Genomic DNA, 19,430 nt, shown 5'->3' on the forward strand with positions numbered 1-19,430 from the left:
CAACCCCTGCCCTTCCAGCGCCGACAGCAGCGTCACCAGCACCCGCGCGCCCGAGGCGCCGATCGGATGGCCCAGCGCGCAGGCGCCGCCGTTCACGTTCACCACGTCATGCGCCAGGCCCAGGTCGCGCATCGCCGCCATGGCGACCACGGCGAAAGCCTCGTTGACCTCGAACAGGTCGTAATCGCCCAGACCCGTGCCGGTCCGCTCCAGCAGCCGGCGCACCGCACCGATGGGCGCGGTCGGGAACAGGTTCGGCTTGTCGGCGAATGTCGCGTGACCGATGATCCGCGCCCGCGGCACCAGCCCGCGCCGCTCGGCCTGCGACTGGCGCATCAGCACCAGCGCCGCCGCCCCGTCCGAGATCGAGCTGCTGTTCGCCGCCGTCACCGTGCCATCCTTGCGGAAGGCCGGCCTCAGCCCGGGGATCTTGTCGAGCCGCGCCTTGCCCGGCTGCTCGTCGATCTCGACCAGCGTGTCGCCGCCGCGGCCCTTGACCGTCACCGGCGCGATTTCCGCCGCGAAGCGCCCTTCGGCAATCGCCTTCTGCGCCCGGGTCAGCGAGCTGATGGCGAATTCGTCCTGCGCCTCGCGGGTGAACTGATAGGCCTCGGCGCAATCCTCGGCGAATGTGCCCATCAGCCGGCCCTTGTCATAGGCATCCTCGAGCCCGTCCAGGAACATATGGTCCAGCACCTGGCCATGCCCCATGCGATAGCCGCCGCGCGCTTTGGGCAGCAGATAGGGCGCGTTCGACATGCTCTCCATGCCGCCCGCGACCACGACATCGGCGGAACCGGCCAGCAGCAGGTCATGGCCCAGCATCGCGGCCTTCATGCCGGATCCGCACATCTTGTTGACGGTCGTGGCCCCGGCCCCCAGCGGCAGCCCGGCGCCCAGCGCCGCCTGGCGCGCCGGCGCCTGGCCTTGGCCGGCGGGCAGCACGCAGCCCATGATGATCTCATCCACCGCCTGCGGATCAAGGCCCCCCAGCGCGGCCCGGATCGCGGTCGCGCCCAGCGCGGCCGCCTCGACCCCGGCGAAATCGCCCTGGAAGCCGCCCATCGGCGTGCGGGCCGCGCCGGTGATGACAATCGGATCGGTCATGCGAAACTCTCCTTATTTCGGCGCCATGCGCAGCGCGCCATCCAGCCGGATGACCTCGCCGTTCAGATAGGCATTCTCGACGATATGGCGCACCAGCGCCGCATATTCGCCCGGATCCCCCAGCCGCGAGGGGAAGGGCACCGTGCCGCCCAGGGAATCCTGCACCTCCTGCGGCAGCCCGGCCATCATCGGCGTGGCAAAGATGCCGGGCGCGATGGTGACGACGCGGATGCCGTGCCGCGCCAGCTCGCGCGCGGCGGGCAGGGTCAGCGCCGCGACGCCGCCCTTCGAGGCGGCATAGGCCGCCTGCCCGATCTGCCCGTCATAGGCCGCAACCGAGGCGGTGTTCACCACCACCCCGCGCTCGCCCCCGGCATTCGGCGCATTCCTCGCCATGGCATCGGCCGCCAGCCGCAGCATGTTGAAGGTGCCGACCAGGTTGATCTGGATGGCGCGGGCAAAGCTCTCCAGCCGGTGCGGCCCGTCGCGGCCGACGATCTTCTCGCCCGGCGCCACGCCGGCGCAGTTCACCGCCACGTCGACGCGGCCGAAACCCGCGACCGCCGCCGCCACCGCCGCCGCGCCGTCCTCGGCGCTGGTCACGTCGCAGCGCAGGAAGCGCGCCGCCGCGCCCAGTTCCGCCGCGACCGCTTCGCCCGCCTCGGCATTCACGTCCAGCAGCGCGACCCGCGCGCCGGCGCCGGCCGCCATCCGCGCCACCGCCGCCCCCAGGCCCGAGCCCGCGCCGCTGACCAGAAACACCTTGTCCCGAATATCCATGTCCTACGCCTTCGCCTGTTTCTCGACTTCCGCCCTGCGCAGGATGAAGCGTTGGATCTTGCCCGAGGGCGTCTTCGGCAGCTCGGTGACGAAATCCAAGAGCTTCGGCCAGGCATGGGCCGAGAGCCGGCGCTTGACATGGCCCTGCAATTCCTCGCGCAGCGCGTCCGTCCCCTCGACCCCCTGCGCCAGGATCACGAAGGCCTTGACGATCTCGGTCCGCTCGGGGTCGGGCACGCCGACCACCGCCGCCTCGATCACCGCCGGATGCTCGATCAGCGCGCTTTCCACGTCGAAGGGCCCGATGCGATAGCCCGAGCTGGTGATCACGTCATCCGCCCGGCCGATGAAGCTGACCGAGCCGTCGGGCTCGAACTCGACGGAATCGCCGGTGGAGTAATAGCGCCCGGACAGTTTCGGCTGGTTCAGATAGCCGGAAAACCACATCAGCGGCGATTGCTCCAGGTCGATGGCCAGCACGCCGGGCTGGTTCGGCCCTAGCTCGCGCCCCGCCTCGTCCAGCACCACCACGCGATAACCGGGCATGGCCAGCCCGGCCGAGCCCGGACGCACCGGATGCTCCAGCCCGTGGTGGTTGTTCACGCACATGCCCATCTCGGTCTGGCCGTAATGGTCATGGATCGGCACCGCCAGATGCTCGGCGAACCAGCGCATGATCTCGGGGTTCAGCGGCTCGCCGGCGGAACTGACCACGCGCAACCGGCCCTTGACCGCGGCGGCCGCCTCCGGCCCGGCCGCGATTAGCATCCGGTAGGCGGTGGGCGAGCCGGCCAGGTTCGTCACCCCCAGCCGCGCAATCAGCCCATAGGTCGACTCCGGCGTGAACCCGCCCTCGTAAAGGATCGTCGCCTGCCCCAGCAGCAGGGGGCCGGTCAGCGCATAATAAAGCCCATAGGCCCAGCCCGGATCGGCGATGTTCCAGAACACGTCGCCCTCGCGCAGGTCCACCGCCTCGCGCATGTAGGCGCCAAAGGCCAAGAGCGCCCGCAGCGGCACCGGCACCCCCTTGGGCAGGCCGGTCGTCCCCGAGGTCGACATCATCATGAACAGATCGTCGCCCCGCCGCATCACCGGCTCGAACTGGTCCGAGGCCGCGTCGAGCCCGGCGCGGAAATCCACGTCGCTCGCCGGCACCGCCTCGCCCACCGTGGCGACCAGCGGATGGTCGGGGATCTCGTCCAGCTTCGGCCGCTGGGCGGAATTCGTCACCACCAGCCTGGCGCCGCTGGTCGCCAGCCGGTGCTCGATCGCCTTGGGCCCGAAGGCGGTGAACAGCGGCTGATAGACCGCCCCAAGCCGCCAGGCGCCCAGCACCACCGCGACCAGCTCGACCGTGCGCGGCAGCAGCCCGGCCACCACGTCGCCCGGCTTGACGCCCTTGTCGCGAAACAGGTTCGCAGCCCGCGCCGACAGGTCGCGCAGCTCCTCGAACGTATAGTCCCGCAACGCGCCTTCGGCCGAGACGCAGCGCAGCGCCACCCGGCCCGCACCGCAATGCCGGTCGCAGCATTCGACGCAAGCATTCAGCCCGCCTTGCAGATCGCCCTGCAAGCCTTCCATCGCCGCCGCGATGCTGAACCGCGCCACGGCCTGCTCATAACCCGGCCGCGACCGGGCGAGATCCTTCGCCATCATGTGTTTCTCCCACTCACCGCCCAACCCAAGCTTGGCGCGGCTCCTCCGAGTTCCCGGCCAGCTTAGCGCGCCCGGCATTGCAAACAATGTCATTCCCGGCCAGATTATCTGATCGGTTTTGCAAGATGGACCGCCCGTGGAACGCCGCATGATCTCGCCCGGCTTCGTCGAGGACGCGCTGGGTTGCCTCTATCGCCGCCGCATCGATCCGGGGCCGCTCCTGGCCGCGGCCGGCATCCACGACCGCGGCCAGCCGGTCTCGAACGTGCAATACGGCCGGCTCTGGCTCGCCATCGCCGATGCGGTCGGCGACGAGTTCTTCGCCGAGGGCGCGCGGCCGATGCGCCCGGGCAGCTTCAAGCTCCTGTGCCAGGCGACCGTCCATGCCGGCACGCTGGAAAACGCCCTGCGCCGGGCGCTGAGCTTCCTTGCCGTGCTGCTCGACGACCCGACGGGCGCGCTGGCCGTGCAGGACGGCATGGCCGAGATCCGCCTGACCGACCGCGCCGCGCCCCGCCGCGCCTTCGCCTATCGCACCTATTGGCTGATCCTGCTCGGGCTGATGTGCTGGCTGATCGGCCGGCGCATCCCGCTGATGCGGGTCGATTTCGCCTGCGCCGCGCCCGAGGATCGCGGCGACTACCTCCAGTTCTTCGGCGCGCCGGTGCATTTCGACCAGCCCGCCAGCCGGCTGCGCTTTGCCGCCAGCTACCTGGCCCTGCCGATCATCCGCCAGGAAAAGGCGCTGCAAGGCTTCCTGCGCGGCGCGCCGGCCAATATCCTGATCCGCTATCGCCACGACCAGGGGTTGACGGCCCGCATCCGTGCCCGGTTGCAGGCGACGCCCCCCGCCGACTGGCCCGATTTCGACCGCCTCGCCGCCGATCTGCGCCTGTCGCCCGCCACCCTGCGCCGCCGCTTGCGCGCCGAGGGCCAGGGCTACGGCGCCATCCGGGCCGAGATCCGCCTGCGCGCCGCCCGCCAGCTGTTGCGCGACACCCCCCTCAGCGTGGCCGAGATCGCGCATCGGCTGGGCTACGGCGAACCCAGCGCCTTCCACCGCGCCTTCCTGAAACAGGCCGGCATCCCGCCCGGCGCCTTCCGCCGGCTCAGCCCGCCAGCACCCACAGCCGAAAGCGCCGCGCCCCGGTGATCTCGCGCGCAAGGCCCAGCGATTGCAGCCGAAGCAGCAGCCGCTCGGCGGTGTCGCGGCTGATGCCGGCCAGCCCCTCCAGCATCGAAGCACTCAGGATCGGATGCGCCGCCAGCGCCGAGACGACGCGGGCCGGGTTCTCGCCCTTGATCCGCGCCACCGCCGCCAGCGCCCGCGCCTGCCAGTCGGCGACCCGCACCAGCTCCTGCCGCGCCTCGACCAGCCCCGCCGTCACCGCCGCCAGGTGCCGCGCCATGCGCTCGGGCGCCGGACCGCCCTCGACCCAGACCCCGCGCCCGTGCCGGCCGAAGGGCACGAAGCGCAGCGCCTCGCAGCCCTGGGCCATGTCGCGCGCGGTCCAGACCGCCGGCTCGGCCAGCACCTCGGGCGCCGACAGCCCGCAGATCCGCCAGGCCATGCGCAGCGCCGGCCCCCGCGCCAGCGGCGCCACCGCGCCCAAGCCCGTCGCCATGTCGTGAAACTCCGCCGCCGCCGCGTCGAAACTGCCGCCCGTGGGCCGCGTCGCCAGCATCTCGTCCAGCCCCGAGACCTCGGCCCGATGCAGCCCCAGAAAGCCGCGCAGGTCGGCCGGATTGCCCTGCCCCTCCAGCCGCCGCAGGCCCCAGCGCGCCAGCCGCATCGCCTCCAGGTCGGCGCCGGCCCGCGCCTCCATCAGGTCGCGGCCGATCTCCTCGCGCTCCAAGGGCGTGCCCTGCGCCCAGAGCATCGCCTCGAGCTCGATCAGCGCCAGCCGCGTCATGGCACCCGCCCGCGCCGCGTCCGGCAGCGCGGCCAGCATCCCGTCCAGCCGCCCCAGCGCCAGGCTCGCGCGCGCCAGCGCCTCGGCCAGCCCCGCCTGCGCCGCGCCCCAGGCGGCCGCGTCGAAAAGCTGGCCAGGAGCCGCTTTGCCGTGATAGGATGGGTCGGGATCGGACGGCACGCCTGCTGCCTCGCAACGCTTCATATCCGCAGAATAAGCCGATCGCGCGGACTACCGGAAGCCCCATTCAGCTGTCGGGACAGATCACCGCCACGCCGGGGAAATAGCTCTGGTAGCGGCCGCGATCCCGGGTCAGCAGCCGATAGCCCCGGATCGCGGCATGGGCACCGATATAGAAGTCCGGCAGTGGCGCCTGCCGGCTGCCGCCGCGCCGACGATAGGCGAGATAGGCCTTGCCGGCAAGGAAAGCCGCCGGCCAGGGCAGCGGCTCGCGGTGGAACACGTCCTCGGGCAGCACGGCGTCCAGCGTCTCGATGCGGCTATGCGCGACCGAGACCTCGGCATAGATCAGCGGGTTGATGACCAGCCGCGCGCCCTGCCCCAGCATCGACAGCATCCGCGCCGACCAGCCGCCCCAGCGCGGATCGTCGGTCGCAATGTCGATCAGGACATTGGCGTCGACCAGGACCGGAGTCATTCCCGGGTCAGCGCCATGATCTGGTCGGTGGAAAGCCCGGTGTCGGCGCTGCCGCGCAGGCCGGCCAGCGCCGTCTCCAGCCGGCGGCCGCGGCTGTCGCCCGCGCTATCGGCGGCGACCACGCGCACCACGCCATCGTCGCCGATCAGGAATTCGACCTCGGTCCCGGGCTGGAAACCGGCGAAATCGCGGACTTCCTGCGGGATGGTGACCTGGCCCTTGATGGTGATGCGCATGGCGATTCTCCTTGGTATTACCGCCAGTATTACCACGCGCACCCCGGCCTCGCAAGCCTTCCCCGCGGGGAAGACGGCGCGACCTTCCCCACGGGGAAGGCCCGCCCAGCAGGCCCGCCGCTCAGTCGAGGCTCTCCAGCATGGCGCGCACCGCCGCCTCCAGCCGCCGCCGGTCCACGGCGGTAAAATCGCGCGGCAGCCGGATCTCGAGCCGGCCGTTTGCGGCGGTGCATTTCGCGCTGCCCTGCGGCCGCTCGATCTGGAAGGTGGTCCGCGCCTTCCCCGCGGGGACGGTCGGGGCATGGGCGCGCGGCGCGGGCTTGGCCGCACCCTCGTCGCCGCCCTGCCCCGCATAGCGGCGCAGGATATCCAGCTCGTCCTTGATGCTGCGCGTGTCCCAGTCCTTCAGCTCGGCCCGGATCGCCGCCGCCGTGCCCGGCACCTCGTCCAGCCGCTGCGACAGCGCCAGCCCCAGCGCGCGCGGGATCTCGGGCGCATACATCAGCGTCTCGCCCAGGCCTTCCATCAGCCGGATGAAGCTGCGGATATAGCTGCGCTTCTGATAGCCGGCCGACTTGAACAGGATCGCCACCGCCTTTTCCGGGTCGTGCTCCTCGGTCATCGGGTCCATGGCGTAATGCAAGGCCAGCTGCGCCATCTCGGCAAACGAGATGTCCTTGCGCACCAGGTTCTCGTCGACCATGCGGCGATACAGGCTCTCCAGCTCGTCGCCCCGCGCCGCGATCCCGGCCGGGATCCGGCCCCAGGTTTCGGCGTCGCCGGTCTCTTCCAGCAGCTGGCGATAGGCCGACAGCCGGCGCCAGCCCTGGATCAGCTCATAGCGGCCGTCGCCCGCCGGCTCGACCCGGATCGGGTTCGACAGGCCGATGTCGCGGATCGACTCGACCAGTTCGGCCAGCTCGTAATCTGCGCCCGGGGCGCGGTCGCGGATCAGCTTGCGGGTGTCGATCGCATCCAGCGGGATCATGTCGGTGATCAACCCGGCGCGCTTCAGCCGCACATGCTCCTGCGCCAGGGCGTCGTTCTCGGCGCGGATCTGCGCCTCCAGCCGGGCACGGTCGCGCGTCGACTCGGCGGTTTCGCTGATCGCGGTCGCCATCGGGCCGCGGCGCTGCTCGCGTTCGTCCTTCCCCGCGGGGAAGTCGGCGGGCGGCTCCGCCGCCGGCTCGTCCGGCATGTCGATTTCAAAGACGCGGCGCTTGCGGCTCATGCCTCACCCTCCAGCTTGTCCCAGGCCGCGACCAGGCGCGTGCGGAACTCCTCATAGGCCTGGTCGAAAGTGGCGCGCGCCCGGCGCCAGGTGCCGCGCGTCATCTCGCGATAGTCGATCTCGTAGATCGAGGACAGGAAGCGGCCCGACTGCTCCACCGCCCGGGTCAGTTCGATCGGATGCTCGGCCATATGCTCGCCGAAGACCTGCTTGAAGGCGCCGAACATCGCCTGGTGCAGCTCGTTCGAGGGCTCATAGCGCGTCATCAGGAAGCGGATGTCGGCAAAGGCCTTGGGCAGCTTGATCTTCCCCGTGGGGAAGTTGTCGAAGCCATGCGCCAGGTCCTCCAGCGCCTCGGAGAGCTGGCCGATGAAGCTGGTGGTCGAGTCGTATTCCCAATAGCCGGGCCCCGACGGGATATAGAGCATGTCGGCGGCAAAGACCGCATTCATCGACTGGTAACCGATGGCCGGCGGGCAGTCGAACAGGATCAGGTCATAGGCGTCGTCCGCCAGGCTATCCAGGAAGCGCGACACCGCGCCGAAGAAGGTCCATTCCGGGTTCAGGTGCCGGTATTGCGCGCTGGCGAACTCGACGAAGGCGGCGTTGGCGCAGCTCGGCACGATGTCGATGGTGGACCAGGCGGTCGGCTTGATGAAATCGGCCGGGCGCAGGCTGCCCAGGCCCATGGCGCGGATCGAGGTCGGCAGCTTGCGGCGGGGCAGGGCGGTCCCCGACTCGGCGCCGGCGGCGGCATTGTTCATGCGGTCCGTCTCGCGCTCCAGGTCGCGGGCCATGATGCCCCAGACGGTATGGTCCTCGCCGACGTCGGTCAGGCCCATGGAATGGCTCAGCGTCGCCTGCGGGTCGAAGTCGACCACCAGCACGCGATAGCCGTCCAGCGCCGCGGCATGGGCGAAATGCAGCGCCACCGTCGACTTGCCGGCGCCGCCCTTGAAATTGGCGATGGCGGCGCGAAAGGCGCGCTTGCCCTCCGGGCGATAGGGCATCAGCGTCTTGCGGTTGATCCGCACCCGCCGGCGCAGCTCGTTGATCTCGTCCAGCGAGAACCAACGCTGGCGGCCGTCCTCCTCGACTTCCCCGAGGGGAAGGTTCGGGTCGGCGGCCAGCTTGCCGCGAAAGGTCGACTGGTTGATGCGAAAGATCAGCTCGGCCACCTCCCAGCTCGAGAACCGCCGCAGGGTCTTCTCACTGGCCGGGCTGAAGGTCTGGCGCCGGATCCAGCCCTGCATCTTCAGCGATTGCGCCTGCAGCTTGGCGAGGTCTTCATGCGTATACATAGGATGCCTGTATTTATTAGGACGCAGATTTCGTTCCAATCCGCTTTTACGCCGGATTTGCGCTTTTGGCAAAAGCCGTTTTAACTGAAAGCGTCAAAGCCCGGAAAACCCGCGATTTCCAGCCCCTGCCGGCCGAATCGCCCAAGCCCCCGGCGCCGCGCAGCACGCCGATCCCGCGGACGAAAAGGGGGACGCAGCGTCCGCTTCGCCGCCCGATTGGGGGACAAAAGCCCCGCATAGAGGGACGCCCAACGAGTCCCCCTATACCATTGATACCGTTTTTTCTTTGATGATTTGGGCTGCAATTCCGCTCCGCCGGCAAAGCGCTTGACAGAATCGGCGAACAGGACGCAAATGAGCTCCAGATGGCGAAAAGCGTTTCAGACGACAGCAGATCGTCGGCGCCATCCCGGGGTCACCGTCAAAAGGCGGGACTTCTGCGAGCAGTGAATGAAGGCATCCGGCACCAGCCGGGGACAGGACGAGCCATGCAGGTGATCCGCGCCGTCGGTCGTGAGGCCGCGGCCAAGAAATATGATTTGCTCAGCGCGATGATGGCGCATGGGCTCGCCGGCGACAAGCATCGCCAGCGGCTGATCCTGCGCCTGATGGTCCTCATCACCACGCGCTACAACTGGCAGCGCGACGAACTGACCATCGGCCAGCGCGAGATCGCCCGGCTGTGGTGCGTCGACGAACGCACGGTGAAACGCGAGATGGCCAAGCTGCGCGCGCTCGGCTGGCTCGAGATCAAGCAGCAGGGCGCGCGCGGCCGCGTCTCGGTGCTGGGGCTGAACCTCGACCGCATCCTGCTGGACACCAAGCCGGAATGGGACAACATCGGCCCCGATTTCGTCGCCCGCATCGGCGGCGAGAGCGCGCCTCCCGCCAGCAATGTCGTGCCGTTGCACCGCGCCGAACCGGCCCTGCCGGCCGAACCCGGCAGCCTCTGGGGCGAGGCCCGGGCGCGGCTCGCCGAAGAGGATCGCGCGCTGTTCGACGCCTGGTTCGCCGGCCTGACCGAGGCGGGCGTCGCCGGCGACTGCCTGACGCTCTTTGCCCCCAGCCGCTTTCACGCCAGCTATGTCGAGACGCATCTGATCGAGCGGCTGCGCATCGCCGTGCGCCGCAGCGACGGCCGCATCGCGAAAGTGCGCGTGCTGGGTCCGTGAGCCGCTCAGGCCTCGTCCAGCCGCCAGCGGGCCAGGGGCAGGTGCGTGGTCAGCCCCTGCAGGCTGTCGATCAGCACCAGCTCGTCGACATGCCAATGGATCGGCGGCACCAGCCGCAGCGATTCCGGCAGCGCCCGGCCATAGGCGGCGGTGACATGGGGCGTGACATACATCGCCGGCAAGGGCCAGCCGGAAGGCGCGAAGCGGCGGCGGATGGCACGGGCCAAGGCGTTCGGCGTCGCCTCCTGGCCGCGGGTGGTAAACACCAGCGGCCGGCGCCGCGCCGCGCGGCTGCCGAAATTGGCGATGCGGTCGAAGGTGATGTCGAAGGCGGGAAAGCGGAAATCCTGCATCGGCCGGCTCAGGAACCCGGCCAGCGCCGCATCGACGATCTCGGCTTCGGCGACCATCTGGATGGTCATGTGCAGCACCCGCCGCCGCAAGGGCGCGGACATGCCGCTGAGGCGCCAGACCTCGGCCATGCGCGCCGCCACCGGCTCGGGCGGCACGGCGGCGAAGAAGATCTTGTGCGCGGGCCCGGCCGGGGGGAGCGGCTGCGACTTGTCCATGAACATGACGATTCCTCTCTGGCTGACCTCCAATATTAGAACATAACCAGAACAAACGCCAGCACTGCGCCGCGTCTTTCTTTCTTGTCCAAATATCCCGGGGGTCCGGGGGCAGCGCCCCCGGCCGCTTGCGCGCCGCCGGGACTCAGCCTTCCGGCATATGCCAATGCGCGCATTTCGCGGTCTGGCCCAGGCCCGGGTTCAGGCTGTTCGTCGGGTCGAGCCGGCGATAGAACTCCGCGAGCGCGGGCTTGGCCTGATAGAGATGGCCGACATTGTGCTCGGCCGGATACTCGGCGCCGCGCGCGTCCAGCAGGCGCCACATGGCGTGCTCGACCGCCAGGCAGTCCTCGCCCTTCTTCACCGCGTAATCCTGGTGGAAGACATGGCAGAAGAAATGCCCGTAATAGAGCTTCCTGGCGAGTTTCGCGTCCAGTTCGGGCGGCAGCCGTTCCAACCAGTCGCGGCTGTTGCGGGGCAGGGCGATGTCCAGCGCCACGATGTCCTCGACCTCGCGGGCATGGATGGCGCGATAGCGCACCGCGGCGCCGGCCACGGCGAAACGGTGCAGGAAGGCGGCCCGGCCCTCCTCGGGCGTGCATTCGAACATGGCGCCGCTGGCCGAGGGGAAGACCGCGCCAAGATGGGCGCGCGCCTCGGCGATGCCGGCCCCGCCCATGCGCAACAGCAGGTGATGCTCGTAACGGTCGCGAAAGCCGTTCATCCGCGCCGGCAGGTGCTGCGGCATCAGCGCGGCGATGCCCTGCGCCAGCCGGTCCGACAGCGTGCTGCCCAGGCCCAGCCGCTCGGTCAGCGCGTCGATCCGCGCCTTGGCGGCGAAAAGCGCGGGCATGCGGTCGGGGCCGGCGTGGCGGATGAACAGGAAGGTGTCCTTGCCGTATTTCGCCGCGATATCATAGGCATCGCGGTGGATGTATTCGCCGGCGATCGGCAGGTTGGCGAAATGCGCCAGCATGTGACGGCGCAGCGCGGTCAGCTCGTCCGGGTCGTTGCTGCCGATATAGAAGACGGCGCTGTCCGTCTCGGCCGCGAATGTATCCAGCCGCACGGCAAAGACCGCGAGCTTGCCGGCGCAGCCGGCGCTTTCGCGCAGCCGGCGCGGATCGGCATTGAAGCGGGCCGGGGTCGGGGCCGCGATGTCGCGGACATGGTCGGCATAGTCGCGGTCCGAGGCCCAGGCCTCGGTCGGCGAGGGCAGGGGCAGTTCGCCCGATTCGACGCGGGCGAGGATCTGTTCCGGCGTATCGCCCAGGTCGAGGCCCAGGTGGTTGACCAGCGCGACGGAACCGTCGGCGCGCACCTCGGCATAAAGCGTCAGCTCGGTATAGGCCGGGCCGCGCTGGACCAGGGCGCCGCCGGAATTGTTGCAGATGCCGCCCAGAACCGAGGCGCCGATGCAGCTGGAGCCGATGACCGAATGCGGCTCGCGTCCCAGCGGGCGCAGGCGCTTTTCCAGCGCGTCCAGCGTGGCGCCGGGCAGGCACAGCACCTGCGCGCCGCCGTCGATCAGGTGGATGCCCTTCAGCCGCATGACCGAGATCAGCACGATCTCGCGGTCGTAGTCATCGCCCCAGGGGGTCGAGCCGCCGGTCAGCCCGGTATTCGCGGCCTGCAGGATCACCGCCCGGCCGGCGGCGACGGCGGCATTGAGCACGCGCCACATCTCGATGAGCGAGCCCGGGCGCACCACGCAGGCGACCGGCCCGCCGCCATAGCGAAAGCCGCGGGTGAAGCGGCGCGTGGCGCGTGGCGCGGTCAGCACATGCGCCGGCCCGACGATCTGGCGCAGCTGCTCCAGGAGGGCGGCGCGCGCGGTGGGGACGGGTGCGGTCATGGTCTGGCTCCGGGTCGTCGCCGGTCCGTGGTAAAGTCAGTTGACCATTGCCGTCAACCGGGAAAACCGATTGCACCAGGACCGATGCTGCGGTTAGCTTGACCTGCCGGCGCGGGGCCGGGGCAGGGGGCGCGGCATGGGCGACGAGAACCGGACGGCGGCCGAGGCTACGGCGCGCCATATCGAGGATCTGATCCTCGAGGGCTCGCTGCGGCCGGGCGATCCGCTGCTGGCCGAGCGCGAGCTGGCGCTGCGGCTCGAGGTCTCGCGCCCGACGCTGCGCCAGGGGCTGAAGCTGCTGGAGCAGCGCGGCCTGTTGGTCGCGGATCCCGGCGGCGGGCGCCGGGTGGCGCCGCTTGCGACCAGCTTCACCGATCCGCTGGTCGCGCTGATGGCCTCGCGCGTCGAGGTGGTCGAGGACTATCTGGAACTGCGCGCCACGCTGGAGGGCATGGCGGCGGGCCTGGCCGCGCGCCGCGCCAGCGACCTGGACCGCGAGACCCTGGCCGGCTGCATGCGGCGCATCGAGGCCGCCCACGATGCCGCCGACCCGCGCGCCGAGGCCGAGGCGGATGTCGATCTGCATGTCGCGCTTTACGAGGCCAGCCACAATGTCGTGCTGCTGCAGATCATGCGGGCGCTGTCGGGGATGCTGCGGCGCGGCGTGTTCCACAACCGCGACAAGCTCTATGCCCGGGCCGAGGTGCGCGAGGTGCTGCGGCGCCAGCACCGTGCCATCCATGACGGCGTGATGGCGCGCGACCCGCTGGCGGCCTCGGCCGCGGCCGAGGCGCATATGCGCTATACCCGCCAGGCGCTGGCCGAGATCGCCGCCGCCGAGGCGCGGCTGGACGTGTCGCTGCGCCGGATCGAGGGCGGCAGCCTGACCCCGCGCTGAGCCGGCTTTGCCGGGCGCCGCTTCCATGCCATGATGGCCCTGCAATCAGGGAGGGAACGCGGATGGACAGGCTCGACGCCCGGCTCGATGCGCTCGAAGGCCGGCTGATCGCGCATCGCCGGCTGCTGGCGCAGCTTCTGGCGCTGTCGCCGCCGGGCTTGCGCGCGGCGCTGCTGGAATGGCTGGAGGATCGCGAGATCATGCCGGACGGGCAGGAGGATCCCGGCGCGCTGGACCCCGAGGGCGCGGCGCTGGAGCTGGCGCTGTCGGACGAGATGCGGCTGATCCATGCCGCCCTGACCAGCGCGCGGGAGACGAGCGGGCAGGAGACAAAAACATATTAACTTTTCGCCTCGGATCGCGTATTGCGGCGCACGTTACCGCTAACATAGCCGGTTGGCCGGCGCGGTGACGCAAGGGACTTTGCTTGGGAGGAGATTTGATGAACGCGGTTGAACCCGTTTATGGCACCCCGGTGCTGCTCATGATTGCGGCGGGCGCGGTCCTGCTGCTTCTGGTCCTGATCATGCGCTTCCGGCTGCATGCCTTCGTGGCGCTGGTGCTGGTCAGCCTGGTCACGGCCATGATCGCCGGCATCCCGATGGGTAAGGTCATTTCGACGCTGCTCGAGGGCTTCGGCTCGACGCTGGCGACGGTGGCGCTGCTCGTGGGCTTCGGCGCGATGATCGGCCGGCTGCTGGAGGTCACCGGCGGCGCGCAGGTGCTGGCCGACCGGCTGATCAACCAGTTCGGCGCCGAGCGCGCGCCGCTGGCCCTGGGCGTGGCCTCGCTGCTGTTCGGCTTTCCGATCTTCTTCGACGCCGGGCTGGTGGTCATGCTGCCGATCATCTTCAGCGTGGCGCTGCGCTTCGGCGGCTCGGTGCTGCTTTACGCGCTGCCGGCGGCCGGGGCCTTCGCGGTCATGCACGCCCTGGTGCCGCCGCACCCCGGCCCGGTCGCGGCCGGCGACCTGCTGGGCGCGGACATCGGGCTTCTGCTGATCGTCGGGCTGGTGGTGGCGATCCCGACCTGGTTCCTGGGCAGCTATCTGTTCAGCAAATGGGCCGGGCATCGCTTCGTGCTGCCGGTGCCCCAGATCCTGGGCGCGACCGAGGCGAAGCACGACCGCGTGCCGCCCAGCTTCGGCACGGTGCTGTTCGTGCTGCTGCTGCCGCTGGCGCTGATCTTCCTGAACACCGGGCTGAACACGCTGGCGACCATGGGCGCGATCGATGCCGAGGCGGGCTGGGTCACGGTGCTGCGGCTGATCGGCCAGACCTCGGTGGCGCTGCTGATCACCGTCATCGCCGCCATGGCGCTGCTGGGCAAGGGCCGCGACGCGGCCGAGGTCGAGAAGCTGATGGACGGCGCGCTGGGGCCGATCTGCGCCATCATCCTGGTGACTGGCGCCGGCGGCATGTTCGGCGGCGTCTTGCGCGCCAGCGGCATCGGCCAGGCCCTGGCCGGTAGCCTCGACAGCGTCGGCATGCCGCTGATCGTCGCGGCCTTCGTGATCGCGACCGCGCTGCGGGTGGCGCAGGGCTCGGCCACGGTGGCGCTGACCACCACCGCCGGGCTGATCGCGCCGACCGTCGCCGCGACCACCGGCCTGTCCGAACTGGACCGCTGCTTCCTGGTCATCGCCATCGCCGGCGGCGCGACCGTGCTGAGCCATTTCAACGATTCGGGCTTCTGGCTGGTCGGGCGCTTTCTGAACATGGACGAAAAGACCACGCTGAAGACCTGGACGGTGATGGAGACGCTGCTGGGCGGCATCGCCTTCGGCTTTGCCCTGCTGGGCTGGTGGCTGCTGTGAGCGCGCCGATGCATATCGTCGTCATGGGCGTGTCCGGCAGCGGGAAAAGCACCACCGGCGGCGCGCTGGCCGAGGTGCTGGGCTGGCGCTTCATCGAGGGCGACAGCTTCCACCCGCGCGCCAATGTCGAGAAGATGGCGGCCGGCATCCCCCTGACCGACGCGGACCGCGCGCCCTGGCTGCAGGCGCTGGCGGCGGAGTTCGCCCGCAATGAGGCGGCCGGGGAAAGCTCGGTCATGGGCTGTTCGGCGCTGAAGCGCAGCTATCGCGACATCCTGCGCAGCGGCGCGCCCCGGGTGCGGTTCCTGCATGTGCATGGCACGCGGGCCATCCTGGAAGAGCGGCTGGCGCATCGCGAGGGGCATTTCTTCCCGGCGAAGCTGCTCGATTCGCAGCTTGCGACGCTGGAGATGCTGGGCCCGGACGAGGACGGCGTCGTCGTCGACATGGCGCTGCCGGTCGAGGAGCAGGTCGCGCTGGCCCTGCGCCTGTTGGGGCTGACGTCGCAGGCGGCGTGACGGACCCGACATGGCCCGCGCCGCGTTGGGCCCTGTCACCTGGGCCCCGTCACTTGGGCCATGTCCACCACGAGGAGAGCCGAGATGAGCTGGAACCCCGCGCTTGAGCCAGGTTGCCCCGATGCGATCGGCATCGACCAGATCGAGACCCTGATCGTGCCACGCTCGCGCGATCTGGGCGGTTTCGAGGTGCGCCGGGCGCTGCCCGCGCCGCGCCGCCAGATGGTCGGGCCGTTCATCTTTTTCGACCAGGCCGGGCCGGCCGAGTTCCTGACCGGGCAGGGCGTCGACATCCGCCCGCATCCGCATATCGGCCTGGGCACCGTCACCTATCTGTATCGCGGCGATTTCCACCACCGCGACAGCATCGGCAGCGACCAGGTCATCCTGCCCGGGGCGGTGAACTGGATGGTGGCCGGCAAGGGCGTCAGCCATTCCGAGCGCACCTCGACCCAGGGCCGGGCGGGCCCGCACAGCCTGTTCGGCATCCAGACCTGGATCGCGCTGCCCGAGGACCGCGAGGACATGGACCCGACCTTCGAGCATCACGGCAAGGACACGCTGCCCCGGATCGAGGCCGAGGGCGTCGAGGCCAGGCTGATCCTGGGCCATGCCTATGGCGAGCGGGCGCCGGTGACGCTGTATTCGGACACCTTCTACCTGGACGTGGTCCTGCAACCCGGCGCGCGCTTCCCGCTGCCGGACGATCACGAGGACCGCGGGCTCTACATCACCCAGGGCTCGGTCGGCATCGCCGGGCAGGAATTCGAGGCCGGGCGGATGATGGTGTTCCGCCCCGGCGACCGCATCACTGTGGCTGCCGGGCCTCGGGGCGCGCGGCTGATGGCGCTGGGCGGGGCGACGATGAACGGGCCGCGCTATATCTGGTGGAATTTCGTGGCCTCGTCGCGCGAGCGGATCGAACATGCCAAGGCGGAATGGCGCGCGGCCGACTGGGGGCAGGGGCTGTTCGACCTGCCGCCGACCGACCGCGACGAATTCATCCCGCTGCCGGATCGCTAGGAAGGCGGCACAGGTGTCGAACGCGGCGGTCGCGGCTGGGCCCTGCCGGTGGATGAGCAGCGGTGCGAAGGATGATCCAGCGAGGTCGGGCCGGCTGAACGGGCGGAGGCGCCAACGGCTCTGCGGGGGGGCTATGAAGGCCGGTTTTGCTCGGCTATGTTCAGGAAATCTCCAGACTTCCCGACGCTTGAACCACCCGCAGCCAAGCCCGACGGAACGCCCCGCCATGATGCCCAGCCCGACCGGTGTGCCGGTCCAGACGCCCGAGATGGAACCGCCGCAGCGCATTCTCTTCGTCGAGGATGACCGCAAGCTCAGCGCTTTCCTGTGCCGCCTGCCCGCGGCCGCGAGCCCGTCGCAGGATGGTGCGGCGCGGCAGATCGGCTTCGACGGCTGGCTGCTGGACCTCGACGCCCGCGTGCTGCGGGACGCGCGGGGCAGGGCGCAGAGCCTGACCACGCAGGAGTTCAACCTGCTCAGCGTGCTGGCGCAGCGGCCCGGCCGGGTGCTGAGCCGCGACCAGCTGCTGGACCTGACCGTCAGCCGCAACTGGGCGCCCTATGACCGCTCGGTCGATGTGATGATCGGCACGACCGCGCCGCTGGTGCTGAAACTGGTGCGCCGCTGGCTTGTTCGATGCCGTTGCCCGACGCCTGGATGACTGCGGTGCCGCTCTGCGGTGCTTGGGGAAAGACAGGGAGCGGTCGGCGGGATGATGCTTGCCCGGCGTCCGCATGATTCCGATCCGTTTCTTGACATGAGGGGTCCGAGGTTGCCTTATACTCCCCACCTCACAAGAGGCCGGACATGGCTGAGAGCATCCAGAAGGAGGACTGGGAACGCTTTCGCGCCTTGGGGAGCGTGCCCCCAAGCATTCGCGAAATCGTGCTCAGGTCTTGGGTCAGATCACGGGACAGCGTCGGGCTGAGGGGGCTGAAATGCGCGCCCTCGGTCGCGGATGACGAATTGCGCGCCATCCGTCAGCGCAACCACCGGCTGCGGCGGGCGGCGCGGGATGCGGTGGCGCGGGCGGGCTACATGCTGGACGGCGCCGGGGCCATGCTGCTGCTCTGCGACCGGTCGGGCATGGTGCTGGACGCCACCGGCGACGCCCGTGTCCGGTCCCGAGGCGCGGAAAACCACCTGCATCCGGGCGGGCGCTGGGACGAGCGCGCCATCGGCACCAATGCGATCGGCACCGCGCTGCATCTGGGCCAGCCCGTCAGCATCGCCGGGGTCGAGCATTTCTGCGAAGAGATCCAGCGCTGGTCCTGCGCCGCGGCTCCGGTTCGCGACCCCATGACAAAGCGTATCCTGGGCGCGGTCGATATCTCGGCGCCTTCGGATGAAAACCTGCGCCAAGGTGCGGCGCTGTCGGTCAGCCTGGCCATGCAGATCGAGGACGCGCTGCGTCTGCTGGGCCTGCAGGAGCACCAGATCCTGATCGACCGCTTGCTGGCGCGGCGCGGGCGCGGCGGCGAGGAGCTGCTGCTTCTGGACCGCTACGGCAACCGGGTCTGGGCCAGCGAGAACTTCGCCCGCATCGAAGAGCGCATCAGCGCCGGCGGGCGCGTGCTGGATGAGCTTGCCGCCAGCCCCGCCCCGGGCGATGAAAGCGATCCCCGCGCGCTGGCCGGGCGGATGCGCGAGGCGCTGCCCGAGGCCGATGTGAACCTGATCTCGGAAAACGGCGAGGCCCTGGGGCTGATGCTGGCCTTTGCCAGCCAGCGTCCGCGCCAGGCCGCGGCGCAGGCCGGGCTTGCCGCCATCGCCGAAACCGGCCCGGCGCTGGCCGCGATCTGCGCCGAGGCGCTGGAGCTGGTGAAAAGCGGGGTTCCCCTGCTGATCAAGGGCGCGGTCGGCAGCGGCAAGGAAACCCTGGCCCGCGCGCTGCATGCCGCGGGTCCGCTGGCGCAACTGCCGCTGGAGGTGGTGGATTGCAGCCTGCTGGATGCCGAGGGCCTGCGCGCAGCGCAGGGCGGTCTTGCCGGTGCGGCGGGCGGCATGCTGGCCCGGCTGGCCGAAACCGGGGGCACGCTGGTTCTGGACGAGCCGGCCGAGACGCCGCTCGGGGTGCAGGCGCTGCTGGCCCAGGCGCTGGCACATCTGGGCCGCGAATCCGGGGTGCCGGTGCAGTTCATCAGCCTGTCCTCGGTCCCGCTGTCCGAGCGCCTGGCGGCCGGCGCGCTGCGGGCGGATCTGCATTTCCGCCTGTCCGGCGCCGTCCTGCGCCTGCCGGCCCTGGCCGAGCGCCGGGCCGACCTGGAGCCGCTGGCAAGACGGTTCTCGGACCTGTATTCGGACCGGCGCAAGGGCAGCGTCCTGCGCTTTACCCCCGCCGCCATGCTGCGCCTGCAGACCCATGGCTGGCCGGGAAACCTGCGCGAATTGCGCAATCTGATCGAGGCGCTGTCGGCCACCTCGTTCAGCCGGCTGATCGACGTGGCCGACCTGCCGCAGGCCATCGCGCAGGGGCCGGGCAAGGCGCGCGACGACACCCTGCGCGATCGCGAGCGGGCCGAGATCCTGGATGCCCTGGCGCAATGCGGCGGCAATATGACCGAGACGGCGCGGCGGCTGGGGATCTCGCGCTCGACGCTGTATCTCAAGCTGGAACAATACGGCGTGCCGCGCAGCCGTCGCGGCTGAGCCTTCCGCGCTGCGGCGCTGCGTCCGCAGCATGTCCGATGCACTGTC

General features: G+C 70.2%; 19 protein-coding genes (1 of these 19 only partly in view). 9 read left to right on the top strand and 10 right to left on the bottom strand.

All coding sequences use genetic code 11. The features are described from left to right. The 3 genes in view from PARN5_RS0115195 to PARN5_RS0115205 are tightly spaced (at most 12 nt apart) and all read right to left on the bottom strand, a layout consistent with a single transcriptional unit that may run on beyond the window. Positions 1-1,107, bottom strand: the 5' portion of a protein-coding gene (locus tag PARN5_RS0115195; protein ID WP_018000624.1) for an acetyl-CoA C-acyltransferase. Its footprint begins 72 nt before the window's first position; only the first 1,107 of its 1,179 coding nucleotides appear in the window; its start codon is at positions 1,105-1,107; the stop codon falls past the left edge of the window. Between the two features lie 12 nt (positions 1,108-1,119). Beyond that, positions 1,120-1,887 carry an SDR family NAD(P)-dependent oxidoreductase gene (locus PARN5_RS0115200; protein WP_018000625.1) on the bottom strand — a complete coding sequence of 256 codons (768 nt, stop codon included), beginning with the start codon at positions 1,885-1,887 and terminating at the stop codon, positions 1,120-1,122. Positions 1,888-1,890: 3 nt separating this feature from the next. Further along, entirely contained in the window at positions 1,891-3,543 is a 1,653-nt protein-coding gene (locus PARN5_RS0115205) for an acyl-CoA synthetase (protein WP_018000626.1), read from the bottom strand. Between the two features lie 136 nt (positions 3,544-3,679). Here PARN5_RS0115205 and PARN5_RS0115210 point away from each other — a divergent pair, with 136 nt between their 5' ends. Beyond that, positions 3,680-4,696: an AraC family transcriptional regulator gene (locus PARN5_RS0115210; RefSeq protein ID WP_026155470.1), complete on the top strand. Its 1,017-nt coding sequence runs from the start codon at positions 3,680-3,682 to the stop codon at positions 4,694-4,696. Here the strand turns inward: PARN5_RS0115210 and PARN5_RS25140 are convergent. From PARN5_RS25140 to PARN5_RS0115235, 5 genes are all read right to left on the bottom strand, one after another. Beyond that, positions 4,653-5,636, bottom strand: coding sequence for a DUF1403 family protein (locus PARN5_RS25140; protein WP_018000628.1), 984 nt, complete (start codon positions 5,634-5,636; stop codon positions 4,653-4,655). The genes PARN5_RS0115210 and PARN5_RS25140 overlap by 44 nt on opposite strands. Positions 5,637-5,703: 67 nt before the next feature. Beyond that, complete coding sequence (locus PARN5_RS0115220; RefSeq protein WP_018000629.1) at positions 5,704-6,114, bottom strand: type II toxin-antitoxin system VapC family toxin; 411 nt, start codon at positions 6,112-6,114, stop codon at positions 5,704-5,706. Beyond that, positions 6,111-6,350 carry an AbrB/MazE/SpoVT family DNA-binding domain-containing protein gene (locus PARN5_RS0115225; protein ID WP_018000630.1) on the bottom strand — a complete coding sequence of 80 codons (240 nt, stop codon included), beginning with the start codon at positions 6,348-6,350 and terminating at the stop codon, positions 6,111-6,113. Before PARN5_RS0115225 ends, PARN5_RS0115220 begins: the two co-directional genes overlap by 4 nt. Before the next feature lie 121 nt (positions 6,351-6,471). After that, positions 6,472-7,581 carry a ParB N-terminal domain-containing protein gene (locus tag PARN5_RS0115230; RefSeq protein ID WP_018000631.1) on the bottom strand — a complete coding sequence of 370 codons (1,110 nt, stop codon included), beginning with the start codon at positions 7,579-7,581 and terminating at the stop codon, positions 6,472-6,474. Further along, positions 7,578-8,882 carry an AAA family ATPase gene (locus tag PARN5_RS0115235; RefSeq protein WP_018000632.1) on the bottom strand — a complete coding sequence of 435 codons (1,305 nt, stop codon included), beginning with the start codon at positions 8,880-8,882 and terminating at the stop codon, positions 7,578-7,580. The genes PARN5_RS0115230 and PARN5_RS0115235 overlap by 4 nt, the downstream gene beginning before the upstream one ends. Before the next feature lie 488 nt (positions 8,883-9,370). Between PARN5_RS0115235 and PARN5_RS0115240 the strand changes: the two genes are divergently transcribed. Beyond that, positions 9,371-10,054: a DnaA N-terminal domain-containing protein gene (locus PARN5_RS0115240; RefSeq protein WP_018000633.1), complete on the top strand. Its 684-nt coding sequence runs from the start codon at positions 9,371-9,373 to the stop codon at positions 10,052-10,054. Between the two features lie 5 nt (positions 10,055-10,059). Here PARN5_RS0115240 and PARN5_RS0115245 read toward each other — a convergent pair whose 3' ends face one another. Together PARN5_RS0115245 and dld are read right to left on the bottom strand one after the other, a co-directional pair. Then, positions 10,060-10,623 carry a 2'-5' RNA ligase family protein gene (locus PARN5_RS0115245; protein WP_036745025.1) on the bottom strand — a complete coding sequence of 188 codons (564 nt, stop codon included), beginning with the start codon at positions 10,621-10,623 and terminating at the stop codon, positions 10,060-10,062. A gap of 145 nt (positions 10,624-10,768) precedes the next feature. Further along, positions 10,769-12,478 carry a D-lactate dehydrogenase gene (gene dld / locus PARN5_RS0115250; protein ID WP_018000635.1) on the bottom strand — a complete coding sequence of 570 codons (1,710 nt, stop codon included), beginning with the start codon at positions 12,476-12,478 and terminating at the stop codon, positions 10,769-10,771. Between the two features lie 136 nt (positions 12,479-12,614). On the opposite strand from dld, the gene PARN5_RS0115255 reads away from it, so the two are divergent. The 7 genes from PARN5_RS0115255 (at position 12,615) to PARN5_RS0115285 (ending at position 19,382) form a co-directional block, all read left to right on the top strand. Then, positions 12,615-13,376, top strand: coding sequence for an FCD domain-containing protein (locus tag PARN5_RS0115255; protein WP_018000636.1), 762 nt, complete (start codon positions 12,615-12,617; stop codon positions 13,374-13,376). Between the two features lie 62 nt (positions 13,377-13,438). Beyond that, complete coding sequence (locus tag PARN5_RS22300) at positions 13,439-13,720, top strand: hypothetical protein (protein WP_018000637.1); 282 nt, start codon at positions 13,439-13,441, stop codon at positions 13,718-13,720. A 98-nt stretch (positions 13,721-13,818) separates the two neighbouring features. Continuing rightward, positions 13,819-15,192, top strand: coding sequence for a GntP family permease (locus PARN5_RS0115265; protein ID WP_018000638.1), 1,374 nt, complete (start codon positions 13,819-13,821; stop codon positions 15,190-15,192). After that, the gene (locus PARN5_RS0115270; protein ID WP_346420683.1) at positions 15,189-15,710 is read left to right on the top strand and encodes a gluconokinase; all 522 of its coding nucleotides are present in this window, start codon (positions 15,189-15,191) and stop codon (positions 15,708-15,710) included. Before PARN5_RS0115265 ends, PARN5_RS0115270 begins: the two co-directional genes overlap by 4 nt. An 84-nt stretch (positions 15,711-15,794) precedes the next feature. Continuing rightward, on the top strand, positions 15,795-16,733 hold the full coding sequence (locus PARN5_RS0115275) for a pirin family protein (protein WP_018000640.1): 939 nt from the start codon (positions 15,795-15,797) through the stop codon (positions 16,731-16,733). A 226-nt stretch (positions 16,734-16,959) separates the two neighbouring features. After that, positions 16,960-17,394: a winged helix-turn-helix domain-containing protein gene (locus PARN5_RS22305; protein ID WP_018000641.1), complete on the top strand. Its 435-nt coding sequence runs from the start codon at positions 16,960-16,962 to the stop codon at positions 17,392-17,394. A 146-nt stretch (positions 17,395-17,540) separates the two neighbouring features. Further along, complete coding sequence (locus PARN5_RS0115285; protein WP_026155473.1) at positions 17,541-19,382, top strand: helix-turn-helix domain-containing protein; 1,842 nt, start codon at positions 17,541-17,543, stop codon at positions 19,380-19,382. The last annotated feature ends 48 nt before the right edge of the window (positions 19,383-19,430 follow it).

The sequence above is a fragment of the Paracoccus sp. N5 genome (assembly GCF_000371965.1).
Lineage (GTDB): Bacteria > Pseudomonadota > Alphaproteobacteria > Rhodobacterales > Rhodobacteraceae > Paracoccus.

Coding starts and splice junctions, on each gene's coding strand:
- PARN5_RS0115245 (WP_036745025.1), bottom strand. CDS start 10,623: ATGGACAAGTCGCAGCCGCTCCCCCCGGCCGGGCCCGCGCACAAGATC.
- PARN5_RS0115205 (WP_018000626.1), bottom strand. CDS start 3,543: ATGATGGCGAAGGATCTCGCCCGGTCGCGGCCGGGTTATGAGCAGGCC.
- PARN5_RS0115200 (WP_018000625.1), bottom strand. CDS start 1,887: ATGGATATTCGGGACAAGGTGTTTCTGGTCAGCGGCGCGGGCTCGGGC.
- PARN5_RS0115285 (WP_026155473.1), top strand. CDS start 17,541: ATGGCTGAGAGCATCCAGAAGGAGGACTGGGAACGCTTTCGCGCCTTG.
- PARN5_RS0115265 (WP_018000638.1), top strand. CDS start 13,819: ATGAACGCGGTTGAACCCGTTTATGGCACCCCGGTGCTGCTCATGATT.
- PARN5_RS22300 (WP_018000637.1), top strand. CDS start 13,439: ATGGACAGGCTCGACGCCCGGCTCGATGCGCTCGAAGGCCGGCTGATC.
- PARN5_RS0115240 (WP_018000633.1), top strand. CDS start 9,371: ATGCAGGTGATCCGCGCCGTCGGTCGTGAGGCCGCGGCCAAGAAATAT.
- PARN5_RS0115225 (WP_018000630.1), bottom strand. CDS start 6,350: ATGCGCATCACCATCAAGGGCCAGGTCACCATCCCGCAGGAAGTCCGC.
- PARN5_RS0115255 (WP_018000636.1), top strand. CDS start 12,615: ATGGGCGACGAGAACCGGACGGCGGCCGAGGCTACGGCGCGCCATATC.
- dld (WP_018000635.1), bottom strand. CDS start 12,478: ATGACCGCACCCGTCCCCACCGCGCGCGCCGCCCTCCTGGAGCAGCTG.
- PARN5_RS22305 (WP_018000641.1), top strand. CDS start 16,960: ATGATGCCCAGCCCGACCGGTGTGCCGGTCCAGACGCCCGAGATGGAA.
- PARN5_RS0115275 (WP_018000640.1), top strand. CDS start 15,795: ATGAGCTGGAACCCCGCGCTTGAGCCAGGTTGCCCCGATGCGATCGGC.
- PARN5_RS0115235 (WP_018000632.1), bottom strand. CDS start 8,882: ATGTATACGCATGAAGACCTCGCCAAGCTGCAGGCGCAATCGCTGAAG.
- PARN5_RS0115230 (WP_018000631.1), bottom strand. CDS start 7,581: ATGAGCCGCAAGCGCCGCGTCTTTGAAATCGACATGCCGGACGAGCCG.
- PARN5_RS0115220 (WP_018000629.1), bottom strand. CDS start 6,114: ATGACTCCGGTCCTGGTCGACGCCAATGTCCTGATCGACATTGCGACC.